This is a genomic window from Corynebacterium sp. 5QC2CO (assembly GCF_024580435.1).
In the GTDB taxonomy this organism is placed as follows: Bacteria; Actinomycetota; Actinomycetes; order Mycobacteriales; family Mycobacteriaceae; genus Corynebacterium; species Corynebacterium jeikeium_D.
This window is the reverse complement of record NZ_JANIKI010000001.1, coordinates 18,581-38,322: the sequence shown is the minus strand read 5'-3', so window position 1 is coordinate 38,322 and position 19,742 is coordinate 18,581. Positions and strand designations below refer to the sequence as shown.

19 protein-coding genes are annotated in these 19,742 nt (G+C 60.0%); all 19 read right to left on the bottom strand.

From position 1 onward, the window contains the following. Nucleotides 1-31: 31 nt before the first annotated feature. Nucleotides 32-1,294: a hypothetical protein gene (locus tag NQ014_RS00250; RefSeq protein WP_257073367.1), complete on the bottom strand. Its 1,263-nt coding sequence runs from the start codon at nucleotides 1,292-1,294 to the stop codon at nucleotides 32-34. Next, nucleotides 1,295-2,191 carry a hypothetical protein gene (locus NQ014_RS00245; protein WP_257072979.1) on the bottom strand — a complete coding sequence of 299 codons (897 nt, stop codon included), beginning with the start codon at nucleotides 2,189-2,191 and terminating at the stop codon, nucleotides 1,295-1,297. Beyond that, nucleotides 2,188-2,991, bottom strand: coding sequence for a hypothetical protein (locus NQ014_RS00240; protein ID WP_257072978.1), 804 nt, complete (start codon nucleotides 2,989-2,991; stop codon nucleotides 2,188-2,190). The genes NQ014_RS00245 and NQ014_RS00240 overlap by 4 nt, the downstream gene beginning before the upstream one ends. Then, complete coding sequence (locus NQ014_RS00235) at nucleotides 2,988-3,362, bottom strand: DUF2744 domain-containing protein (protein WP_053412706.1); 375 nt, start codon at nucleotides 3,360-3,362, stop codon at nucleotides 2,988-2,990. The genes NQ014_RS00240 and NQ014_RS00235 overlap by 4 nt, the downstream gene beginning before the upstream one ends. Continuing rightward, nucleotides 3,363-5,036: a phage tail protein gene (locus NQ014_RS00230; RefSeq protein ID WP_257072977.1), complete on the bottom strand. Its 1,674-nt coding sequence runs from the start codon at nucleotides 5,034-5,036 to the stop codon at nucleotides 3,363-3,365. Continuing rightward, nucleotides 5,027-6,142: a phage tail family protein gene (locus NQ014_RS00225; protein ID WP_257072976.1), complete on the bottom strand. Its 1,116-nt coding sequence runs from the start codon at nucleotides 6,140-6,142 to the stop codon at nucleotides 5,027-5,029. The genes NQ014_RS00230 and NQ014_RS00225 overlap by 10 nt, the downstream gene beginning before the upstream one ends. Then, nucleotides 6,142-12,369, bottom strand: coding sequence for a tape measure protein (locus NQ014_RS00220; protein ID WP_257072975.1), 6,228 nt, complete (start codon nucleotides 12,367-12,369; stop codon nucleotides 6,142-6,144). The genes NQ014_RS00225 and NQ014_RS00220 overlap by 1 nt, the downstream gene beginning before the upstream one ends. Nucleotides 12,370-12,378: 9 nt before the next feature. After that, nucleotides 12,379-12,699 carry a hypothetical protein gene (locus NQ014_RS00215; RefSeq protein ID WP_070767174.1) on the bottom strand — a complete coding sequence of 107 codons (321 nt, stop codon included), beginning with the start codon at nucleotides 12,697-12,699 and terminating at the stop codon, nucleotides 12,379-12,381. Nucleotides 12,700-12,797: 98 nt separating this feature from the next. Beyond that, the gene (locus NQ014_RS00210; RefSeq protein WP_053412711.1) at nucleotides 12,798-13,133 is read right to left on the bottom strand and encodes a hypothetical protein; all 336 of its coding nucleotides are present in this window, start codon (nucleotides 13,131-13,133) and stop codon (nucleotides 12,798-12,800) included. A gap of 138 nt (nucleotides 13,134-13,271) precedes the next feature. Then, nucleotides 13,272-14,102, bottom strand: a complete 831-nt coding sequence (locus tag NQ014_RS00205) for an Ig domain-containing protein (RefSeq protein ID WP_257072973.1) — start codon at nucleotides 14,100-14,102, stop codon at nucleotides 13,272-13,274. 67 nt (nucleotides 14,103-14,169) lie between these two features. Then, the gene (locus NQ014_RS00200) at nucleotides 14,170-14,568 is read right to left on the bottom strand and encodes a DUF3168 domain-containing protein (protein ID WP_257072972.1); all 399 of its coding nucleotides are present in this window, start codon (nucleotides 14,566-14,568) and stop codon (nucleotides 14,170-14,172) included. Beyond that, entirely contained in the window at nucleotides 14,555-14,791 is a 237-nt protein-coding gene (locus tag NQ014_RS00195; RefSeq protein ID WP_053412714.1) for a hypothetical protein, read from the bottom strand. Before NQ014_RS00195 ends, NQ014_RS00200 begins: the two co-directional genes overlap by 14 nt. Beyond that, complete coding sequence (locus NQ014_RS00190) at nucleotides 14,792-15,136, bottom strand: hypothetical protein (RefSeq protein ID WP_257072971.1); 345 nt, start codon at nucleotides 15,134-15,136, stop codon at nucleotides 14,792-14,794. It abuts the gene before it with no gap. After that, nucleotides 15,130-15,513, bottom strand: a complete 384-nt coding sequence (locus NQ014_RS00185; RefSeq protein ID WP_257072970.1) for a Gp19/Gp15/Gp42 family protein — start codon at nucleotides 15,511-15,513, stop codon at nucleotides 15,130-15,132. The genes NQ014_RS00190 and NQ014_RS00185 overlap by 7 nt, the downstream gene beginning before the upstream one ends. A 3-nt stretch (nucleotides 15,514-15,516) precedes the next feature. Continuing rightward, entirely contained in the window at nucleotides 15,517-16,428 is a 912-nt protein-coding gene (locus NQ014_RS00180; protein ID WP_257072969.1) for a major capsid protein, read from the bottom strand. A gap of 12 nt (nucleotides 16,429-16,440) precedes the next feature. Further along, nucleotides 16,441-16,803 (bottom strand): DUF2190 family protein, encoded by a 363-nt coding sequence (locus NQ014_RS00175; protein ID WP_257072968.1) that lies wholly within the window; start codon nucleotides 16,801-16,803, stop codon nucleotides 16,441-16,443. Between the two features lie 42 nt (nucleotides 16,804-16,845). Further along, on the bottom strand, nucleotides 16,846-17,358 hold the full coding sequence (locus tag NQ014_RS00170; RefSeq protein WP_257072966.1) for a hypothetical protein: 513 nt from the start codon (nucleotides 17,356-17,358) through the stop codon (nucleotides 16,846-16,848). Between the two features lie 120 nt (nucleotides 17,359-17,478). Beyond that, on the bottom strand, nucleotides 17,479-18,303 hold the full coding sequence (locus tag NQ014_RS00165; RefSeq protein WP_257072964.1) for a hypothetical protein: 825 nt from the start codon (nucleotides 18,301-18,303) through the stop codon (nucleotides 17,479-17,481). A 39-nt stretch (nucleotides 18,304-18,342) separates the two neighbouring features. After that, entirely contained in the window at nucleotides 18,343-19,740 is a 1,398-nt protein-coding gene (locus NQ014_RS00160) for a phage portal protein (protein ID WP_257072962.1), read from the bottom strand. Nucleotides 19,741-19,742: the final 2 nt, after the last annotated feature.

Below are 19,742 nucleotides of genomic sequence, written 5' to 3'. Positions count from 1 at the left end.
CTCTTGTTTCCTCCCTTTTTGTGGTGGGTTTTTAGTTCCAGTCGTAGACCACGACGAGGCCGCCGACGCCACCAGTTCCGCCTGTGCTTCCCTGGCCACCGGGTTTGCCGGGGTACCCGTTGGTGTCTTGAGTTTCTCCGCCAGCACCTCCGGCGCCACCGGCGCCACCAGCACCGCCGACACCACCGGCACCGACTTTGAGTACGGCGCTCGGTGTGTCTGTTGGCTGTAGTTGGCCGCTGGTCGAGGTGAATTCTGCGAGTTCTGATTCGGTTCCGGCTGCTCCTGGTTTTCCTGGCAGTCCACGTTCGCCTAATGACCCGAGCTGAGGGCTGAACCAAAACCCACCGCCTCCGGCGCCACCGGCGCCACCAGAGCCACCGACACCACCCGCACCGCCCTGTCCGACAGTCAATGAAGCGATCTCAGGCATACCGTCAATGACAAGGCATAAACCGCGGCTACCTGGCCCACCCATCTCTCCGGTTTCACCGCGACGGCCGGCTGCGCCTCGCGCTTTCTCCATGCCGTGCTGGCCGCCTTGTCCGCCTTGGCCTCCCTGGCCGCCTGTACCGCCCTGTCCACCACCGACCAGATAGCCGATGGTTGTGCCACCGGGGTCCATGTGGCGCCGCTTCCATGACTGCGACATAGTGAAAACATCAACAATCTGGTTGCTCGAAAGTAGCTCGCGGAATTTCGTCCCACCGTGCAGGCCATTCAACGGGTAACACGCGGCACCGTTGATGCTGACGGTCATCTGGTCGCCACTAAACATCTTCTCAGGCAACTTCAAACCATGAGAATTACCGCGCCCGTCTAGCTTGCTTCCATCAGCATCAAACAAATCAAGCCAGTACCCGTACCAGTGGCGAGATGACTTCACACCCATCCACACCCACGGGACATCCTCGCAGGTATACGAAAAGTCAGTCACAGTACCGCGGGTAGCGGTTGACTCCACCCGCACCTGACGACCACGACGCGACACTCTCAGCGCCACCCGGCCACCATCAGTCCAGGTCACGCTGCCACCATCAGCAAGGCACACCATGAACTCGACAAATGACCTATCCGGCACAGACAGCGTGACGCTGGTCTTCCCGGACTTGGGTGGATCTGCGAGGCTCTTATCGAGCAAGTTGTTGCGGTAATACGCCCGCACAGCCTGATTCCCTAGCAGCCAGTCGCCAACCTCCGGGGCAGTCGGCCACACCTTCCGGCCACCAAGCCACAAAGCCTTAACCGGCCTGCCACCAAATGAAACCGCTTTCGCGTCACTTAACTGCGGCATCTACGCCCCCTCAATGTACAGAGTCGACGTATCCGAGCCAGTACCCAACTCAATGCGGCGCACAGAAGCAGATGCAACCAACTCGGCTACCTGACCTTGAAGCGCTTGAATCTGCTGACGCTGATTCTCCACCAGCTGCTGCAACGATGTCACCGCCGACCGTTCTGCCTTCGCATTCACCTGCTCCGTGACCCACTCGCGGGTTGCGTACCCAGAAAAATCAGGCATATCCGCACCTTCCAGAGCAGATACCCGCTTCGAAAGTGCGTCCACGCTACTTGACTGCGCCAGAGGCTCCACAGCCTTAGACACTCGCTCATCCACACCAGCAGCCGAGACTGACTCATCAGCCTTAGCCAACGACGATTGAACATCGCCGGATAGCTGGTTGCGCGCCCACCCAGTTTCCGGAGCGCCGACCACAGTGTTTTGGGCTGCAGCCTCAGCACGCGCTGCAGCGTCTTTCGCAGCAGCAACCTGAGCGGACATCGACTCCTGCAGCCTGGTCTCGATAGCGTCAGCAGTATCAGCGACCGTAGCCTCAATACGCTGCTCCGCCTCAGCAATCTTCGTTAGTGCAGACTCGACACGGCCAGTCACGTCCGGCGAGTAATCCACCTTCGCGTCCAGCTGGTCTTTCAGATTCACCCGCCCAGACAACGGCAGGTCAACCTCCCACACCTCATACACACCAGAAACCGCCAGCTCCACCCGAATACGACCAGGGTCAAGCTCCGGAGTCTCAAAGCTTCCTTCTTCGAGGCGTTGCCTGTGCAGCTCCCGGGTGACAATCTCCGTGCCCTCATACGATGGCCGTGACTCCACCGACGAGACCGTGACACTGCCCCTCGAACGCTCGCGGGCTTCATTGATGAAGGTTCCATAAAGAATGGTCATGATTCACCTACTTCTTCTTGGCCAAAGATTCCCGGGTCACCCGGATTCACACTGGACATCACACGAGTACTGGACTGTTTCTGGGCAAGGAGGAACGTGTACCCATGCCCTCCAAGCAGGTAACGCCAGCGGCCTGCGTCCTGAAACACCCTGACAGTCACACCGTCCTGGGCTTCATACGGGCTAATCACCAGCGGCAAAATGTCCATCACTGTCGCCTGGTCTTTCGCCGCCCACCCGGTAGCCCACGACTCAGCGAGCAGTGAGCCATCAGCGCGGTAGGCTTCCAGCCAAACACGCTGCCAATCCCCGCCCAGCGCGTTGGTTCCGGACACTCCGCACTTAGCTGTAATCAGCCACGAACCCGGGGTCTTTAGAATCAGCCCACCATCCGTATCGATTTCCACACCGATGAGAGGCCCGACCTGCTCAGTGAAGGGAATCTGCATGCGCGTCCCTGCAGTTTGGTCGCCACGGTACGTCAAGTTCCGTGAGCTAAATACATGCCCGCGACCACGCTCGTCCCACAGGCTCTGCGTTTTACTCTGCTGGTCGGTGATAGCGGTCGTGAGATCCGGCAGGTCACCTTCAGAACCGGTAAACGCCTTCACGAGAGGGCTGATGATGGAACTCTTTAGCCCCTGCAGGAACCCGTTGCGGGCTTCCTCTGCTGCTGCCGTGATACCTGTCAGCTGACCCCAATTAATGGAGTCGCCATTGATGTTCTGCAGCTTCCCCAGGTCACCCGGGCGCATCGCACCGGCTGGTACTTTATAGTCTTTTGGTTCTGGCGTCGTCATTGTCCCTCCTCGTGCAGTTTCTTACGGAGCGCTGTTTTCTGCTCAGGTGTCAACGCCGCCATAATCACGTCGATTTCTGCAGGCCTCGACACCACGTCCTCCGGTGGCACGCCAGGCTCATCAGCCGGCAACCACAGACCGGCCTGGCCCTGCCACCACCCAGCCCCATCAAACGGAGGCTTATAAAACTCCATCTGCAGCTCCGGATGATGGCGGAACCCGCGGCGCCAAAAAATCTGCGAAAGCTCAGCGGCCGTTTCCTCCGGAACCCCGAAATCCCCCTTACCGGTAGTGAGCTTCACCCACGCCCACAGCATGAACTGTGTCGGGTCATCCTTGTCATAAGTTGTTTCCAGCGTTGGCAAACTCATTTACAACCACCCATGTTTCTTAAAACTCGACGTCACAGTATTAATCTGGTCAACCGCCCACTCGACCGGGTCACGCAACGGTGGCACACCCAACGTTGCCGTCCACTCCTTCGGAGTATCCGCATCCCACTCAAGGCGAAGCTTGCGGCACTGCAGCACCTGCACGTAGCCGTCATCTGCTCCCGGCTCCTCACAGCCAATACGGTCACCAATCGTCCAATGACCAAAGCCCGGCGCGCCGATAAGGTAGGGCGCACCGTCACCGATGTTGACCTCGAAAGCCCACTGTTCGTTGGTGTCGCGGAACTCTTTCCTCATCGCCAGCAGCGCCGACAACGTGTAGGCCTGCCCGGAGTGATGGACGACGTTTTCTGGAAAGTGCGCCCAACCGAGCTTCTTCGACCGGAGCGGAGATTTGATACTCATCCACGCCAAGAGCCGGTCTTCAAACCAAGGGCGGATGATTGATTCAACAACAGAGCCGAGCGCTGGTTGGAGAATGAACGAGCCCATGATGTTGAAAATCAGCTTGATGTTCGCGCTAATGAGCTCATTGACCCCCGGAGCGGATTTACCGCCGACCGTGACCTGCGCGACGGAAGCGGGCTTGTAGCTGGCTGACACGCTGTTGACCGTGCTGGTCTTGCCGTTAGTGCGGTAGACAACCCAGGGTTGTTCTGGGGCGACGCCCAGAAACCCGGAGACGCTATATTGCGGTGCTCGGCGTGGCTTATCCAGGATAATGCGGGTTTCATCGACGAGGTTATCGGCGATTTCCAGGCCAGTGCGGACGAGACCAGAACCAATCTTGCCGAAAGTGGAGGTTTGCCCGTACCAGCCGGATTTGTCGACGATGTCGACGACGATTTGGCCGTTGCGTTTCAACCCAGCGCCTGGCCACGGCTGCGGGTCACCTATCAGCCACCGACGGCACGTAACCATCAGCCCGCAGTCTTCCAAGATTGGTTTGGCGACGTCGTGGAAATTCTCGAACTCCGAGTGGATGTACCGCAGCGGGCTGGTGTCCGTGGTGAGCAGCGAGGGCTTGACCACCATTTGCCAGCGTTTATAGTCCAGTGTCGCCACCCATGACTCCGGGTCGAGAGGGTCATCCGGGAGCTGCCAGAGTGACCCGTTGAGCCGGAGAAGATTGGCGAAGAGCGTGACCTTTAGTCCCCAGATTGCGTTTGCAAAAAGCGACCAGGAATTGGGTATCTGCAACGCCGGCGGGGAAAGCGGATTCGCCCAGCACGGTAGGTGCTTAAACATCTCATAGTCGTGAACGAAGTCGACGGTGACGGTTCGGGCTAGGTCTTCGTCCTGCGTGAGGGTGCAGTTGCTCATCAGCCCGCCCCACCGCTCCCCCGCGGCGTCAATGGTCAAAACCACGTTTTGTTTTTCGCGTTTGCGTCGTTCCCAGCAGAACTTCGCCAGATGATGGTCAAACGGGAGAACGAGCTGCGCCGGGGCGGTCTCATTGACCTCGATTTCGAAAAAGCCGGCGTACTCGGCGGCCACCACACCGCGGAGCACCATGCCGACCGTTTTGTTTTCCCAAATCCGGATCAGAGGCGGCTCGTCACGGCGGCGACGCCGTTCTTCCCGCGCGGCGATAGCCTGCTCATAGATATCGTCGAGTTGCTCATCCGATGCGCCTTGTACGGTCACAGCCATGGTGATTGCCACCTCCTTGGGATTCTGATTTCCGCAGTCGCACCGGCGATGTTGGCGAAGGAACCGTAGGTTTGGCGGATGCCGTAGGCAATCATGTCGCCGGTGAAATCTGCAATGAGGTCATCAGAGAGAATCGGCACCCAGTCAGGGACGTTTCCCTTCATCCATTCGGAAATCTTCTTCCCGATTTCCTCCGGCGTGATTGCCAGGAACGCATCCAGGCCGATTGCCTTTACGAGCTCGCGGAGCTTTTGGGCAATCCACATGCGCCACTGGTACGGCAGCGGAATATCGAGCAGCGGGAACGGGTCAACATAGACTGGCAGTCTGGTATCCGGGGTGCCTGGCGGGATTGGGTGCTTGAAAAACTGGCCATTCAAATCAGCCCACGCCTGGGTGTTGTCGTTGGCCACGACCATCTCCGCACCTGGGTTAGTGTCGACCAGCATGGTGCGGCCGACGGGTTGCCAGGGCATGAAAATCATGCGGTCAGTGTCAAAAGCCTCACCGATAGGCTGGTCTGGAAGACCAAACTTCGCCGGCGATGTCAGCACCCACTGTGGCCACGACTCAACATCGCCATGATTGTTGACGGTGATGCCGTCGCCCGCCCAGTTCGAGCCGTTGAATACGAACTTGTGCCGAAATGGCACCGGCTCGTAATAAAACGGGTCGTGGGCGATAACGACCAGTTGGTACGACGCAGCCGCCAGCGAAAAAGGGTCACGATTATCCAAGTATTTCGGGCCCTCTTCCAGGCGGACTGTCAGGAGTCGCTTGCCGGACATGGGGGTTGTGACGGCCAGCTTCGTGTCCTTATCCGGGGCGAACGCGCGCATGAACCGTGACTTGTCATGCGCCCAATCCTCGCCGAAAAAGTCCACATTCAACACGACATGGCGCTCCATGGTTTTCGAGCCCACATAGCTGCTGCCTGGCTGCCCTACACGAGCTTTGTGAACCGTCTTGATTGGCGGCTCATAAAACTCGCCCATGTCGCCCTCCATCAGGCGAACACTCCTGCCCCATGACTCAGGGCCATGGATAGGCCACATACTGCCGTCACAGCCCATAACGGTCAGGCCGAACTCCCGAATGTCATCCATTAATGCACTCCAATCTTTCCGGCCGATGCTTTGGCCTGCTCCACGCGGTACTTCGCGAAAATGCCGTCGGTGTCATTGGCAATGAAGTTGTTGACCACGGCGGCACCATCAGGGCTAACTGCAGACATCGCTGGCCCCAGATGCTCTTGGGCGATAGCTAGTGGCGCATCCAGGCCGGTTTGCTGCGCCATGTATCCGACCGGGTTTTCCACGATCTGCTTCATGTCCTGGAACGGCAGAAGCACGCTTCCGAAAATGTCCTTCGAGTACTCTTCGAACGCGTTCGTCACGCCCCATGCGACTTCGCCGGAGTACCACGCGGCCAGGTCGGTCATTGCCCCGCCAGCTGCTCCGACAACGTCACCGGGGGTCATAGGCATGACTTGCCCCAGCATGGCTCCCAGCGGTGCTGCGGCCATACCGGCTGCCGCGCCACCTGCTGGGCCAAGCGCCCCGGTTACTGGTGCGGTGGCAGAACCCACCAGCGCGCCGATGGTCGGCGTGCCCGCCATGCCGAGCGCTGACATGCCTGCGGAGAACGCGGAGTCTGTCAGCCCTGAGGCCGCAGACGTCGCCAGGTTTCCGGCGAAACTGACCGCCGAGGATGTAACGAGCTTCGCCGCGTCCGCCCAACTGTTTTGAGCCATGACCATCGGCAGCGCCTCGTTGACCATGTTCTCTAACGAGCCAGTCGCCTTCTCTGGTTGTGTCTTCTCCGGCTCCTGGCCTGTTACCGTCGCCGCGTCCTGTGGCTGCTCCGCTGGCTGCGGTGGCTGGCCCTGCGGCTGGGTATCTTGCATCGCAGGAATCTGGTTGTACACCAGGTCCTCAAACGCCTTCGTCTGCTCCGGCGAAAGCACACGCTCCGGCTTGATGGTGTTCTTCAACATATGACCAACACCGGTGGCGCGACCACCAGAGTCATACCAATTGTTGGCACGCCAAAACTCGGCAGCAGCAACAGGTGTGCCGTACCGGTCCTGGATATACCGGGCACCCGCTTCACCCTGCTTTTCCGGGTCAGGTGACCTATCCGGCAGGTACTGCTGCAGTGTGCCCGACGCCGGGTTCAGCTGGAAAAGACCAAACGCACCCGATGACGGGTTCACCGCATTCGGGTCCCAATTCGACTCATGCTCGACAATGAAATCAATCGAGTCGAACTGCTCACCGGTATCCCAACCAAACGCCTTCAGGGACTTCTTGACTGCGGCCTTAACCGCATCCACACCCGAAAGTTTCTCTTCCGGCTGTTCTGCCTCCTCCCCTTGCACATCCGGGGATTCGACCGCAGAATCGACTGCTTCCTCGAGGCTGCCCTCATCGATTACCGAACCGTCAGCGCCCGGCGCGGCCTGCTGGCCCTCCGGCACTGCTTCGGTTGTTTTCCCGGCTTCGACAATGGCGTCGTCGTTTTTGCGGTAGTTGAGGAGCTTTTCAGCTCCACCGTTGACTGCCTGGAACCAGACACTGCCGAGTTTGAAAATCGGCGGTATCTGGTCAGGGAACCCAGCGATCTGCAGAGCGTCACCGATATGGCCGGAGACGAAAGCCGCCACGACGCTGCCGGCGTAGCCGGACAGTGAGTCGCCACTAGGTGGGGTGGCCTGCAGCGAGTCTGCGGACGCAGATGCAGCCGGAGACAGTGGTGCGACGTCAGGGTCGGACTCAAACGATGACGCTGTTGCTGATGGCGTCAGCTCATCGTCTGTGTGCGTTTCGCCTGTGTGCGTTTCGTCCGGCGCTTCCGCTGCGCTAGATGCGGCTGGTGCGCCGCTTCCAGCTGGAATCCACGCATGGTGCGTGTACTGCGGATGATTGAACCCTGCTGCTGCGGGGCCAACCTTGCCGCCACCCGGCCCACCGCCCATCTCCACGTTGGTGCCGTCCGGCAACGTGCCACTGGTATGGCCAAACTGGCCGCCACCATTGTCGTACCAGCCCATACGGAAACTACCCGCAGGACCAATACCGATGTTCGCCCCGTGCTGCTGCAACCACGCGAGCTGCGTGCTGGTGGAGAATTTGCGCGGCCACGGGTCCATGCCAAGACCGAACGCTGCCAGAATTCCCTGCGTGTAGGAGCAGTCGCCCCACGCGCCACGGCGATTCGGGAAGTTCTCGTACGGCGCGCCGTCGAGTGGCCTCTCGGCCTGCACTCCACGAACCATCTTGCCGTCGACCAACGCGCGGTATTCTTGCGCGGTTGGTGGTGTTTCGGCGTGGATGATGTCGTCGAAAACTCCGCCGTCGGCGTAGCCCGGCAACTTCGGGAAAGTCCCGTTGTTGATTTGCTGCAGTTCCTTGTCGTACTTGGCGGAGCTGCGGCGGTTGATGATCCACTCGCCAGCGTCAAGACGCGCCGCGGGCATGCCATACGAGTCGTAGGCCAGGAACCCGTCGACTTCGTTGGTGCCCGGCCCTGCAGTGGGAAGTCGGTACCCGTCATGTGGCTGGTCCTTGGTGGACAGTGCATCGCGGTAGGTGCCTCCGTGCGCGAACCGTGGGTAGCGCCCGCCTCGAGCGAAGCGACCACCATGACGGTTGCCGGACTTGTGGTCGCGGCGGAACACGTCAATGAAGATGGTCTTGCTTACCAGCTTTCCAAGGAGGTCACGCACGCCACCGAGCTTTGTCATTGCGTCACTGGTCTTAGCGGTGACCTTCGGCTCGGTTTTCTTATCATGGAGTTCCTGCAGCCTGCGCTTCGCCTCCGCAGCCTTGGTATCCAGCTGTTCCTTAGTCAGGTCAGCCAGTGGCGTGGGGCGTTGGGAGTCGAGGTCGAAGATCTGGGCAAGCGCAATCTGCTGCTCCGCAGTCAAATCCTCGATGTTGAGGTTTGCAGCCGGGGTCGGGCGCTGGCCATCGAGCAGACCAACCTTGTTCAACGCATCAATATGTTGAGCGTTCAGGCCGTCGATGTTCATGCTGGCCCACGGCATCGGGCGCTTCAAATCCAGCGTAGCCAGCTGCGCGATTGCAAACTCATTCGTTGCAAACAGCGGCATGGCGTCCAGGTCTGCCTTCGGGCGAGCAGTCTTACCATTCAGGTTGTCGATGGTCGTATTAACCGTGCCAGTCTTGGTGTCCAGCAGAATCGTGTCGAGGTCAACCTTGGGGTTAGCCGACATTGTCGACAGCCATTCCAGGTCACCGCGGGCGATTTCACCGTCGCGGCGGAACTCATCCATGATGAGGTGTGCCGTCGGGTTCGTGGTTGACACGTCCAGCTGGTCGAGGATTGACCGTGCCTCTTCCGAGGACACCTTGACCTGGTCGGTGTTGAGGAACGCGTCCATCTGGGCGGTTTTACCGTCCATGTTCGGCATTCCGTGGTTGACCCACCAGTCGTAGCGGGCAACTGCCTGTTCGTCCTTGGCGGTGATGGTGACCTCGCCGGTCTGCTCGTTGATGCCAGAGACTTTCAAGCCAAATGAGTCAAGCTTTTTGCGGGCGCCCTCGTCCTTGACGATCATCTTTGTCTCGAGAGACTTGCCGTCCAGCTCCTGGAACTTCGCAGCTACCGACGCGAGCTCCATCTTCGCCCCGTCAGCCTTGAGATCCACAATCGTTTGAATCTGCTCCGGCGTCATCCCGTAGGCCTTGAGCAGCTTCTGGAACTCGTCTTTAGTCAACCCCAGCGATTGCTGCAGGCTATCCAGCACACCGGAGGACTGCGCCCACACATCCTTGATGTCATTGCCAGCAGCAACGCTATCTCGCATGGTGTTACCAAGGGTTTCCAGCTCATTGTGAGCCGCAGCGCCAGCTGTTGTCGTCGTATCCAGCAGGCCGTTTGCCTTCATGGTGGCACCAGCAAACGTTTCCATCTTGCCGGAGACCTGGTCCACGACCTTCGTCAGTTCCGCCGAGGCGTCAGCGGCCGACAGCTCCACGCCAGCGAGTTCCATGAACGCACGATTCAGCTTGTTAGCGCGGTCGCCTGCGTCACCCGTCTTGCCAGCAAGTTCCTCAATCGTGGCGGCAGCATTCGCAGCAGCCGGCCCCACACGATCGAGTGACCCCTGCGCACGGTTGTACTCGTCACGCAGTTTCTGCATCTGTGCGGCAGCTTCAGCACCGCCCTCACCAGACTCAATCAGCTTCCGCTTGAAAGCCTCAAACTGAGCCGACGAACCCGTCAGCTGCTGGGCAAGCTCCTCATTGGACAGGCCAAGTCGCTTAATAGCTTCCGCTGCACGGCCAGCCGAATCAGAGGAATCACGCCACTGCTCTTCAGCGAACTTCGTCTCCTGGGAAATCGTTCCCATGGCCTTACCAATGTTGTGCCCCGCCTCGTTCACGGCGATGCCGACACGGGACATCCAGCCCGGGCCGTTGCTGGCCAGCTGCTCCAGATGCGACTGCACATCCTGAACACTGCTGCCCATTGCAGCGACAACGTCGCCGCCGGAAGCCATGGCGCTAAACATGTCGCGAAACGCGCTGGATGCAAGGGTGGCGGAGCGGGCAGCCTCGTCTTGGAAACGGTTGTACTTCTGGGTCTCCGCGATAAGCGTCGTCACAACTGCTGTACCAGCGGCCAACGCGGCACCCCACGGGCCACCAAACAGATTGATGATGCCCTTGGCTCCGGTCTTCATGGTCTGCAGACCAGCGCCAGCGACACCACCGGCTACAGAACCGAACCGCTGCAGGCTAGCCGCGGCCGTGTGGCCTACAGACTGCGCCATGTAGTCAATAGTGGTGAAAGCGTCCTTAGACCACATAGCATTAATCCGCGCTTCAACAGCAGCGGTCTTATGCGCCTTAGCCATCTTCAGTAGCGACACCGAGCCACGCTCATAGCCGCGCGCCATACTCTGAATCGCTACATTCGACGATGTGCCCAGGTACTGTAGCTGCGCCTCAAACTTGGTGATTTCCTGCCCACTAGCACGGTAGTAGGCCTGGATGTCTTTAACGCCCTGCTGCATCGACGCGCGGGACTCAGACATAGCGGTCTTCTGCTTCGTCACCGCATCGGTGACCTTGCCGACCACACTCGGTAGTGTCTTGAACCCTGCCCAGGCTGCCACAGCGGCAGTCACGGCCGCTGGGTGCGACTCCATGAACGACGAAATCGCCTCTAGCGGCGGGGTCAACGCCTTAGCCGCGACAGCAGTGGTCTGCAGCGCAGTCAAGAACAAGTTCCAGGTACCCACGCCGAGCGCACCAGCAGCTTGTGCCGCAGACGTACCAATACTCACCAACGACGGAGCAAGCCCCTTACCGGCTTCCCACAGCTGACGGAACACCTCAGTCGTGCGAGCAACAGTCGCAGAATGCATGAACGCCTGAAACGCATCCACCGCCGAACTGGCGAGATTCTGCAGCCCGGGCACCACATTCGACGTCAGATAGTTATCGAACGTTTCCATGACCGGCTTAGCGCGCGCGTTCATCGCATCAAGCGCGTCGGTGACACCCTTGAAACCGCCGGCGGCCTGGTTGAAAAATGGTCCTGCGATAGTGGCACCGAGCCTGCCGGCCGCAGCGCCCATGTTGCGGAACGCGCCCTCGACGGTATTACCCGCTTCAAGCGCAGCGCCGCCCATGCCACGTTCCATAGCGTTCTGGAACGTCGCGAAATCAATCTGCCCCTTAGTGACCATGTCGCTGATCTCTGCAGAGGTCTTACCGAGTTCTTCCCCGAGGAGTTGCAGGACAGGAACGCCGCGGGAAAGCAGCTGCATCATGTCGTCGCCCTGCAGCTTGCCGCGGGCTGCGACAGAGTTGAAAATCTGGCCCATCTCACCCATCGACGCGCCCGCGATGGTGGCGGTATCGCCAACGACCTTCAGGGTGCGCTCGAGTTCCTGGCCAGGCTTAATACCAGCTGCGACAGCGCCTGCGGCAGCGGTGGCGGCTTCTTCAAGCCCAAAGCTGGTTCCCTTCACCGACGCCAGCGCGTTGTCCATGATGGACCCCACAGACGACGCAGAATGGCCGAGACCGCGGAGCTTGGCTTCCGCCTGCTCGATACCATTCAACCGGCCAATGCCCTTGGTAAGCCCGGCGCCGATAGCGGCACCAGCTGCCACACCGACACCGACAGCGGACTTCTTCAGGGCGCTGCCCATGCCGGAAGACAGCTTCTGGCCCATCGATTCGCCCGACTTCGACGCGGACTTTTCCGCCCCACCCATCGCCTTGGTAATACCCGGGGCGATTTTGCTGGTCTCCGGGATGATGGAGATATAGGCAGCTGCGATTTCGACGGCCATGGCGTCCTCCTAGGGCTTGTTTTGCCGCTGGAGTTTCCTCCGGCGTGCGAGTTCGGCGCGGGTATTTTGCAGTTCGGCAGCGTTCTTCGGACCATTCCTGGCGCGTCGTTGCCGCTCAACAGCTTCTTTCAGCTGGTCGATAACTGGGCGTGGCTTCGGCGCAGTCTTCCTACGCGCTCGTTGCCAGTTCGCCCATGCCAGCGTGTCGATGGTGTTCATCAACAGCTGGTTTTGCGGCGCCTTGTACTCCGCGAGCGGATCATCAAGACGCCTCACCGCGCTGCCCTCCGGCGCCCATGCGAGGAACGCTTTCAGCTCAGCCCACGACAATGCTGGGCTTCCGAGCTGGTGAATCGAGCGCCCTTTCTCAATGAGGTCGTAGGTCAGCGCGGTCTTAAACCCTGGTCGGTGTAGAAGCCCGGCCAGGACTAGGATTCCCCCAGCGGAACATCAGTGAGTCGATTCCACTCATTCCACAGCTGGACTTTTTCACCGAAAACGAGGTTGTCAACGAACCACTGTGCGTCGTCGATACCCAGCTCGGTGATGAAGAAGTCGAACGCTTCGCTGACCGGTCGGCGGCCGTCTTCCAGGAGCTTGTCGTCCGGGTTGTCCTTAAACCACTTAGCGAACGTCGCGTAGGTCTCATCGTCGATGAACTCCATGCGCGGCACAGAGAACGTTTTCGACTTACCGTCCTTGGTCGGGATTTCGCACGTGAACTGAGTACGGGCGTCCCATGCTGGTACGAATTCGAAAGCCATGAGGGGTCTCCTTAATAAGAGTTAGAAAAAAACTGGAGGGGTTACATGAGGGGTTTGATGGGGTCACCCCAGACCGTCGTCAGCCGAACCCCTCATGAAAAGCTGACGACACACAGTGGCCTGGGGTGAGAGCGACGGTTAGGACTCCGTCGGGTTGATCTTGAGGGTGAGGGTGCGCTGCGCGGTAGCGCCAGCACCGTCGGCGACACGGACAGTGAAGGACTCCTCACCGGAGCCGGTCGGGGTTCCCGAGAGCTTGCCGTTCTCAGCGAGAGTCAGGCCTGCCGGCAGGGAGCCGACTGCGGTGAACTTGTAGTTACCGTCACCGCCGGAGGCCTGCAGGGTGGCGGTGTACGACTTGCCCTGGGTGGCCGGGGAAATCACAGCGGTGGTGATACCGAACTGTGCTACCTCACCGTCGGCGGTGCTGATCGAGTAGTACTCGTACATCACGTTGCCGTCGGCATCTGGGAAGCACTTGGTGGTGACCTCGTACATCACGATGTCCTGGTGAGTGTTCTGAATGTCACCCAGGTTGACAACCTGGCCAATCGGGATGACCTGGCGCTTGGTGCCCTGGTCGGTCAGGTGCTCAGCAACAAAGACGGAGCGCGGCAGCTTCTTCTTGTTGTGCAGAACCTTGAAGCCCTCGCTCGTCTCCTGGACGTTGTCGTCACCGAAGACGGTCTTGAGTACGTCGATGTTGGCGGACTCGAAGAGCGTGGCGGTGAGCTCCTGGCCGTAGTCGGTCTGCAGGGTGTAGGCGATGTCGCCGCCGTAGGACTTCTTGTCCTCGGTATCACGGGTGATGGCCTGGGTCAGGCCGTCCTCGCCGACGATGCCGAGATCAGCGAATGCCGGGTCAAGCTCGGACATGGTGTCTTCCGGCAGGGCGGTGTTCAGCGGTGCGCGGAACAGCACACCGTTCTTGCCGGGGTTGGTTGACGTGATGTTGTTGACGTTTGCCATTTTTGCCTCCTTGGGGCATGAGAAAAGCCCCACGCGACGCGCAGGGCTTAAGTAAACGAATCGTTGGTTACTGGTTAGTCAGCAGCGATATGAGGAACTGGCCGGAATACTGAAACCGCACCAGGTTCTCCCGGTCGGGGTCGAGGAACCGCTGTGGCGCAGCGTATTCCCGCCACCCCCGCAACCTGTGCCCGGAAAGGCGCATGCCCCTCCAAGACTCATCGCGGAGCGCCTGGCGAATCAGCCCGGCGACCTGCTCAGCTTCGTATTCCGTTTCTGCATAGACCTGGACCGACATCGTTGCCGCATCGGTGATACGGTTCGGTGTCGCCCCTCCAACCCGCGTGACCACGACATGCGGGAACTTCGGCTGCCGCGGGTACCGAGTGCTCACTCGAATACCGCCGCAGATTCGGTGCAGCAGGTCGATAAACGCTTTTTGGGCTTGTGGGTCAGCTTCCCGCATTGATGTTCCTCAATAACGTGTTGTTCTTCGCGTTATCGCGAGCAGCCTTGTAGTTAGTCGTGATGACCGATGCGCGGTGACGAGACTTGCCCTCATACGGGCTGGATTCGTACCCGTCGCCGCAAGCGTCAGCGATACGCGCGGCACGTGAGTCAACCTCCGCCGCCACTGCGGGCAGGCGACGAATCTCCTCAAATGCCTTGATGTTGTACTTGATTTTCATCTAGCCCTCCATTCGCTTACAGCGGCACTCGACGAGCCCCGGCGAAAACCACGGGTTGGAGTCCCAATTCCCCGGCGGGGCGGTCAGCTCGTAGACCATTCCATCGACCTCGATGCGGTCTCGGTCGGTAATGCCAGCTTCCACAGGGGCGTAGACCACCGCATCAAACTCCGCGGCCTCAGGGTGCGACGCGGTGACTGCCGGTGTGCCGCCTTTTTGCACCGCAAACACCATGACCTTGTCCTTGGTGTAGCGATGAAGAGGGTTGCCATACGGGTCTTCTGCCCCGTCTTCGTGGCGGTGCACCGTCACAGGAATCGTGCAGGGATATGCGCCATCTACCATCCGGTTGCCTCCATACTCACTGCCCTGTCAGCGCTGAAATCCTGCAACGCGGATTCCAGCATCTGCCGTTCCTGGCCGGAAAGGAACAAGTCTCCGTCCGGATTCCGCCACGACGTGGACTGCGAGAACGACCCCGCAGTGGCTTGCTGCTGCGTGATACCGCCTCGGTCGGTGGCGGCCAGCGCTCGCTTCGCCATAGACACCGACACCAGCGCGAGAACTTTCCGCAGATTCTCGTCCGGGGTAGCCGGGATTTGCGGGTAGCTTGCCCGCAGCCATGCTTCCGCGTCGTCTAGGACAGCCTCGATGGCGTCATCTGTGACCGAAGCGGGGGCGGTCTGCCACCGCAAGCGAACATCCCTATAGGTGGCAAACATAAGCTACCCCACAGACAGGCCGTTGAGCTTCACCATGGCCAGCGGGTCGGTGACACCAAACGCGACGGTCGCCCAGGTCTGGGACCAGGTCGTCTGAGTCGAGGCGTCACGCCAGGTCTCAGTCGAGATTGGGGACTCCACACCCATGACGCCGACCATGCCAGCCTGCAGCACCAGACCCTCGCCCTTCTTCATGGCGTTGGTGGAGTGCAGAGTCAGGCCGAAGGTGCCCAGCATCTCCTGGTAGTTGGCGACGCCGAGCAGCAGCTTCAGGTTCTTAGCGTCAACCGGGTTGAGCACCAGAGTGTCAGCACTGTAGCCGAGGTCAGTCTGCTCGATAGCAAGCTGCGCGTCCAGCAGGTTGCTGATGACTTCTCCCTCGCCGGTCTTCGCGGTCTTCGCGGTTGCGGCGACCTCGGCGGCCTTATCCCAACCACCAGATGTCACGCTCAGGGTGCCGTCAATCTTGTCGATTGCCTCTGTCAGCGCCGAAATGCCGCGCTCGTCCAAATCCTTCACCATGGTGTTGGAGACCTGGGAAATCTTGCGCTGCAGCAGCATCGCATCATTGCGGATACGTGCCTCATCGGTGACACCGAACTTGCCACCGGTCTTCTGGACACGAGCAACAACCGGCTCCCCGTCCGGGGTGTGCAGCACCGGGAACTCAGCGCCCGGAGCGACAATGCCTGGCTTGTCGGTTGCTGTCGGCGTGTTCTTGACCAGCTGGTCAAACAGCAGCGCACCGCCGGTGGTGGTGACGTTGCCGAAGATGACCTTCGACAGGAGGTCTCGCTCAACCAGCTGTGCCGCATAGTTGTCGATGCGGGTCGGCTCGTTGAGCATCATGTCGATGGTGATAGCCCCGTTTTCAATGTTGGGGCCGGAAAGCGGGAACATTGGGTCACGTGCCATTGTGTTTCCTCCTTAGTTCAGGGCGACCGTTACGGTGCCGTTAGCGGCCTTGGTGACAGCGACACCGGCGACGGGGCCGTCGGTTGCCTTCTTCGCCTTGCCACCAGCGGCTGTGGAGATCTTGTCTCCCGCGGCGATAGCGCCGGAGGCGACCAGCTCGTAGACACCGAGGCGGTAGATGGCGAAGTGCTCACCGTCCTTGGCGTCGTGTGCTGCGACACCGAACGCATCAGCGTCGGCAGTTGCGGCCTTGACGACAGGGTTACGGCCTTCCATGTCAGCGGCGATGATGACAAAGGTGCCCTGGGCAATGTCGCCCTGGGCCTTGCCGGTGATGTTGGTTGCTGGGGTGAAATGCATCGGCGTGGTTGCCATTGCGTCCTCCAATCTGGTTGATATGAAAAATGGCCAGTCGGTTTAGACTGGCCAACCTGCAGGGAAAGCATTCGGCGGGGTATCCGGCTCTGGCCGGACTGCGGCGCCGAGCTGTTCCACCGGCGTGTTTGACGGCGGTCGGGTCTGCTCCTTCTGCATCGCTGCGAGTCGCTTAGCGCGATCCTCGATTTCCTCCGGACTACCTGAGCCCAGAAGATCGTGGTTTTCCTCGGCGATGCCGTAGCGGGCTGCTAGGCGCAGGCGGGTGTTTTCGGCCTCCAGGGCCTTGACTGCGTCTTCTTGGCTGGCTAGGCGCTCGGTGGCCTTTTGCAGTTCCGTCTTTTCCGCTTCCTGCTGTGTGCGCCAGCTCTCCGCGTCCGCGCGCAGTTCGTTGCGTTCGGTGCGGTAGCGTGCTGCTTCGCGTCGTGCTTCCTCGAGTTCCTTGCGGAAGTGCTCTGGCACGGGCTGCGCATCAGTATTGTCCGGTTCCTCCTGGGCTCCGGTGTGCGCCACCTGCTCGGCGCTGGTTTCGGTGGCGGCGAGTTCCTCAGACACGATTTACCTCCTGGGTGAATCTGTTTTCGGGCATAAGAAAACCCCGCCACCACCGATGTGGTGCGGGGCAGTGCGCTGGCATGAATCGAACAATGCTCAACACCCACCAGGGCAGCGCTGCTAGTCAGCTTTCGCACGAGCTGCGACGTGTTGCTTCCATTGAGACCACTGATCTGCTACCGGCGCCCCGTCGTTCCATGTGACGTCGCGCCATTCGGCTTCGAGCCGCAGATATTCTTCTTCGCCGCGCCATGGTTGACCTTCCACCACAAGAACAGCGCGGCAGTCGCACCCGTCGTGGTACCGGCGGCCATCAGCCCGGCGCGTGGCGGTATCTTCTGAGTACACAGGCCCACGGGACGCAAGCATTTCACAAAAGGCGCATGATTCATTCCCCGTTAGTACTCGCGCGTACCCGATTCGTTGTGTGACGGGCTTCTTGCTCACTGCATTGCGGACGCGCCCGAGTCTGGCTGTATCTTCCACTGCCCTGCGCCCAGCATTGAGGGTATGGCGCATAAGAGTGCGAGTCAGACGGGCACTCATCTGCTCGATAACTCGCTGGTGATTAGGGAATGCAAAGGCCGGTACTGACTTCTTGATGAGTTCCTTAGTCTCATCGTCAACCAGCTCGAGGACAATGTTTGACGGCTCATCTCCGAACCCGGCAGCTCTAGCCAGCGCGTCGTAGGTCGCGTGGGGGCCGTAGCCTTGGATACGTGCCGGGGCTACTTCTAAACCGAGCTGTGCCATGTCGAGTCCCATTTGCTCGACGTAGGCGCGGTAGGCCTCCTGTCGGTATTTCACGACGATGGGGTGCAGCTCGACGGTGATGTCATAGACCGCGTCGGTATCCATGGGCACACCGAACTCATCAATCTTCGCTGCAACGTCACGCTGTAGTCGGCGTTGGATATCACGGAGTTTCGCGTCCTGCGTTGGCATGTACCTTCACCTCCCCGCATGTCGATTGTTGTGATGCCGTTATGGTTCGGTTTGCGGTTCCTGACCACCGTCCGGCTCATTGACGTCGAATAGGCCACTTCCGCGGCCTGCTTGTGCTTCCCTGGCGCGCTTGACGCGCTCGTGCGTCCAGCCCGGGATATCCGACCACAGCTCGTCTGGTGGTACACCAAGCATGGTGGCGAGTTTGCCGAGCCCATCAACCGTCTGGGCGAACGAGCGAGCCGACGTTTCCGCCCACTTGACCTCAGAGGCGAAGTCACCGGCTTCTTCTTCATCGCCAGCGATGTGCGCACACAGGCGCAGCATCTGCTCATGCGACTCACCCAGTGAGGTTTGAATCTCAGAAGCCTTACGATCCTTGGAGGTCTCTAACGCCGCCAAACCGTCAGCAGAAATATTGGAAATCGCATTCGCACCAAGTGACTGTGCGGGAACCTGGGCGACTGCAGCGAAGTCGCGCACACTCGATTCACGCGCCTTGATGTACTGCGTCAGGTCCGTCTCATCGAACTGGCCGACCTTCACGTCCTTGTTCGCAAACGTCCACGTGTCACTGATGGCCTGCCGCATTGCCTCATACTCTGACTTCGGAGCCCAACCGGTGACATAACGCTGCTTAAACGCCGCCCAGTACTGCGCGACTCCCTGCTCATAGTTAGTGCGGTCAATGCGGGCCGACAACGCGAGCAGGTGCTCGATAATGCCGTTGGTTTCTTCGCCGGCAGCCATCATGCGGTCCTGATATCGGACAATGGGCGTCACACCAACGTTGTGCTCCCGATACTCGATGAACGGAAGATTCTCCGGGGACAGGTAGTAGCGCTGCTGCCACGCCGCCGGCTCATCCGGGGCATTTTCGACTCCGAAGAAGTAAACACGCTCTTCGTCGTAGAGGCACAGGTGGCCGTTGTCGATGACCATGGCGATTATCGGGAATTCCGTCTGCGTTGCCGCCCCGGAATCCGGCCACGTCATTTCCTCCCCATAGCGAGCAACCAGCCGGCGAGGCGAATGCACGCCGATACGCGCCCCGTTAAGCGTCGACGGCAGCACCGACGCATACGCAGTGCCATACTGCAGCGCCGCACGGTGCAGACCGGTTTGGCGCGCATCCATTCGGTTGGTCTGCCAGTGGTGCCACGACCTGGCCTGCACTGAGCCTTCCGAGAAATAGTTCTCTACCTTGAGTGACTGTCCATAGGTGTCCAGCACAAGCCCAAGAAACGGGGTCTGAGACATCTTCGCGATCTGCAGATGACGGTGATAGTTCTTCCCCTGCGCCACATCCATACGACGCGCCGCCTCTGTGTCTGACCACGGCTGCACCGCCCGGTTAATCTCATCGAAATGATGTCGTTGCACCGAGTGGTCCTGCAAAAGAGCACGGATTGCGTCACGTGCCTGAGACTCATTCATAA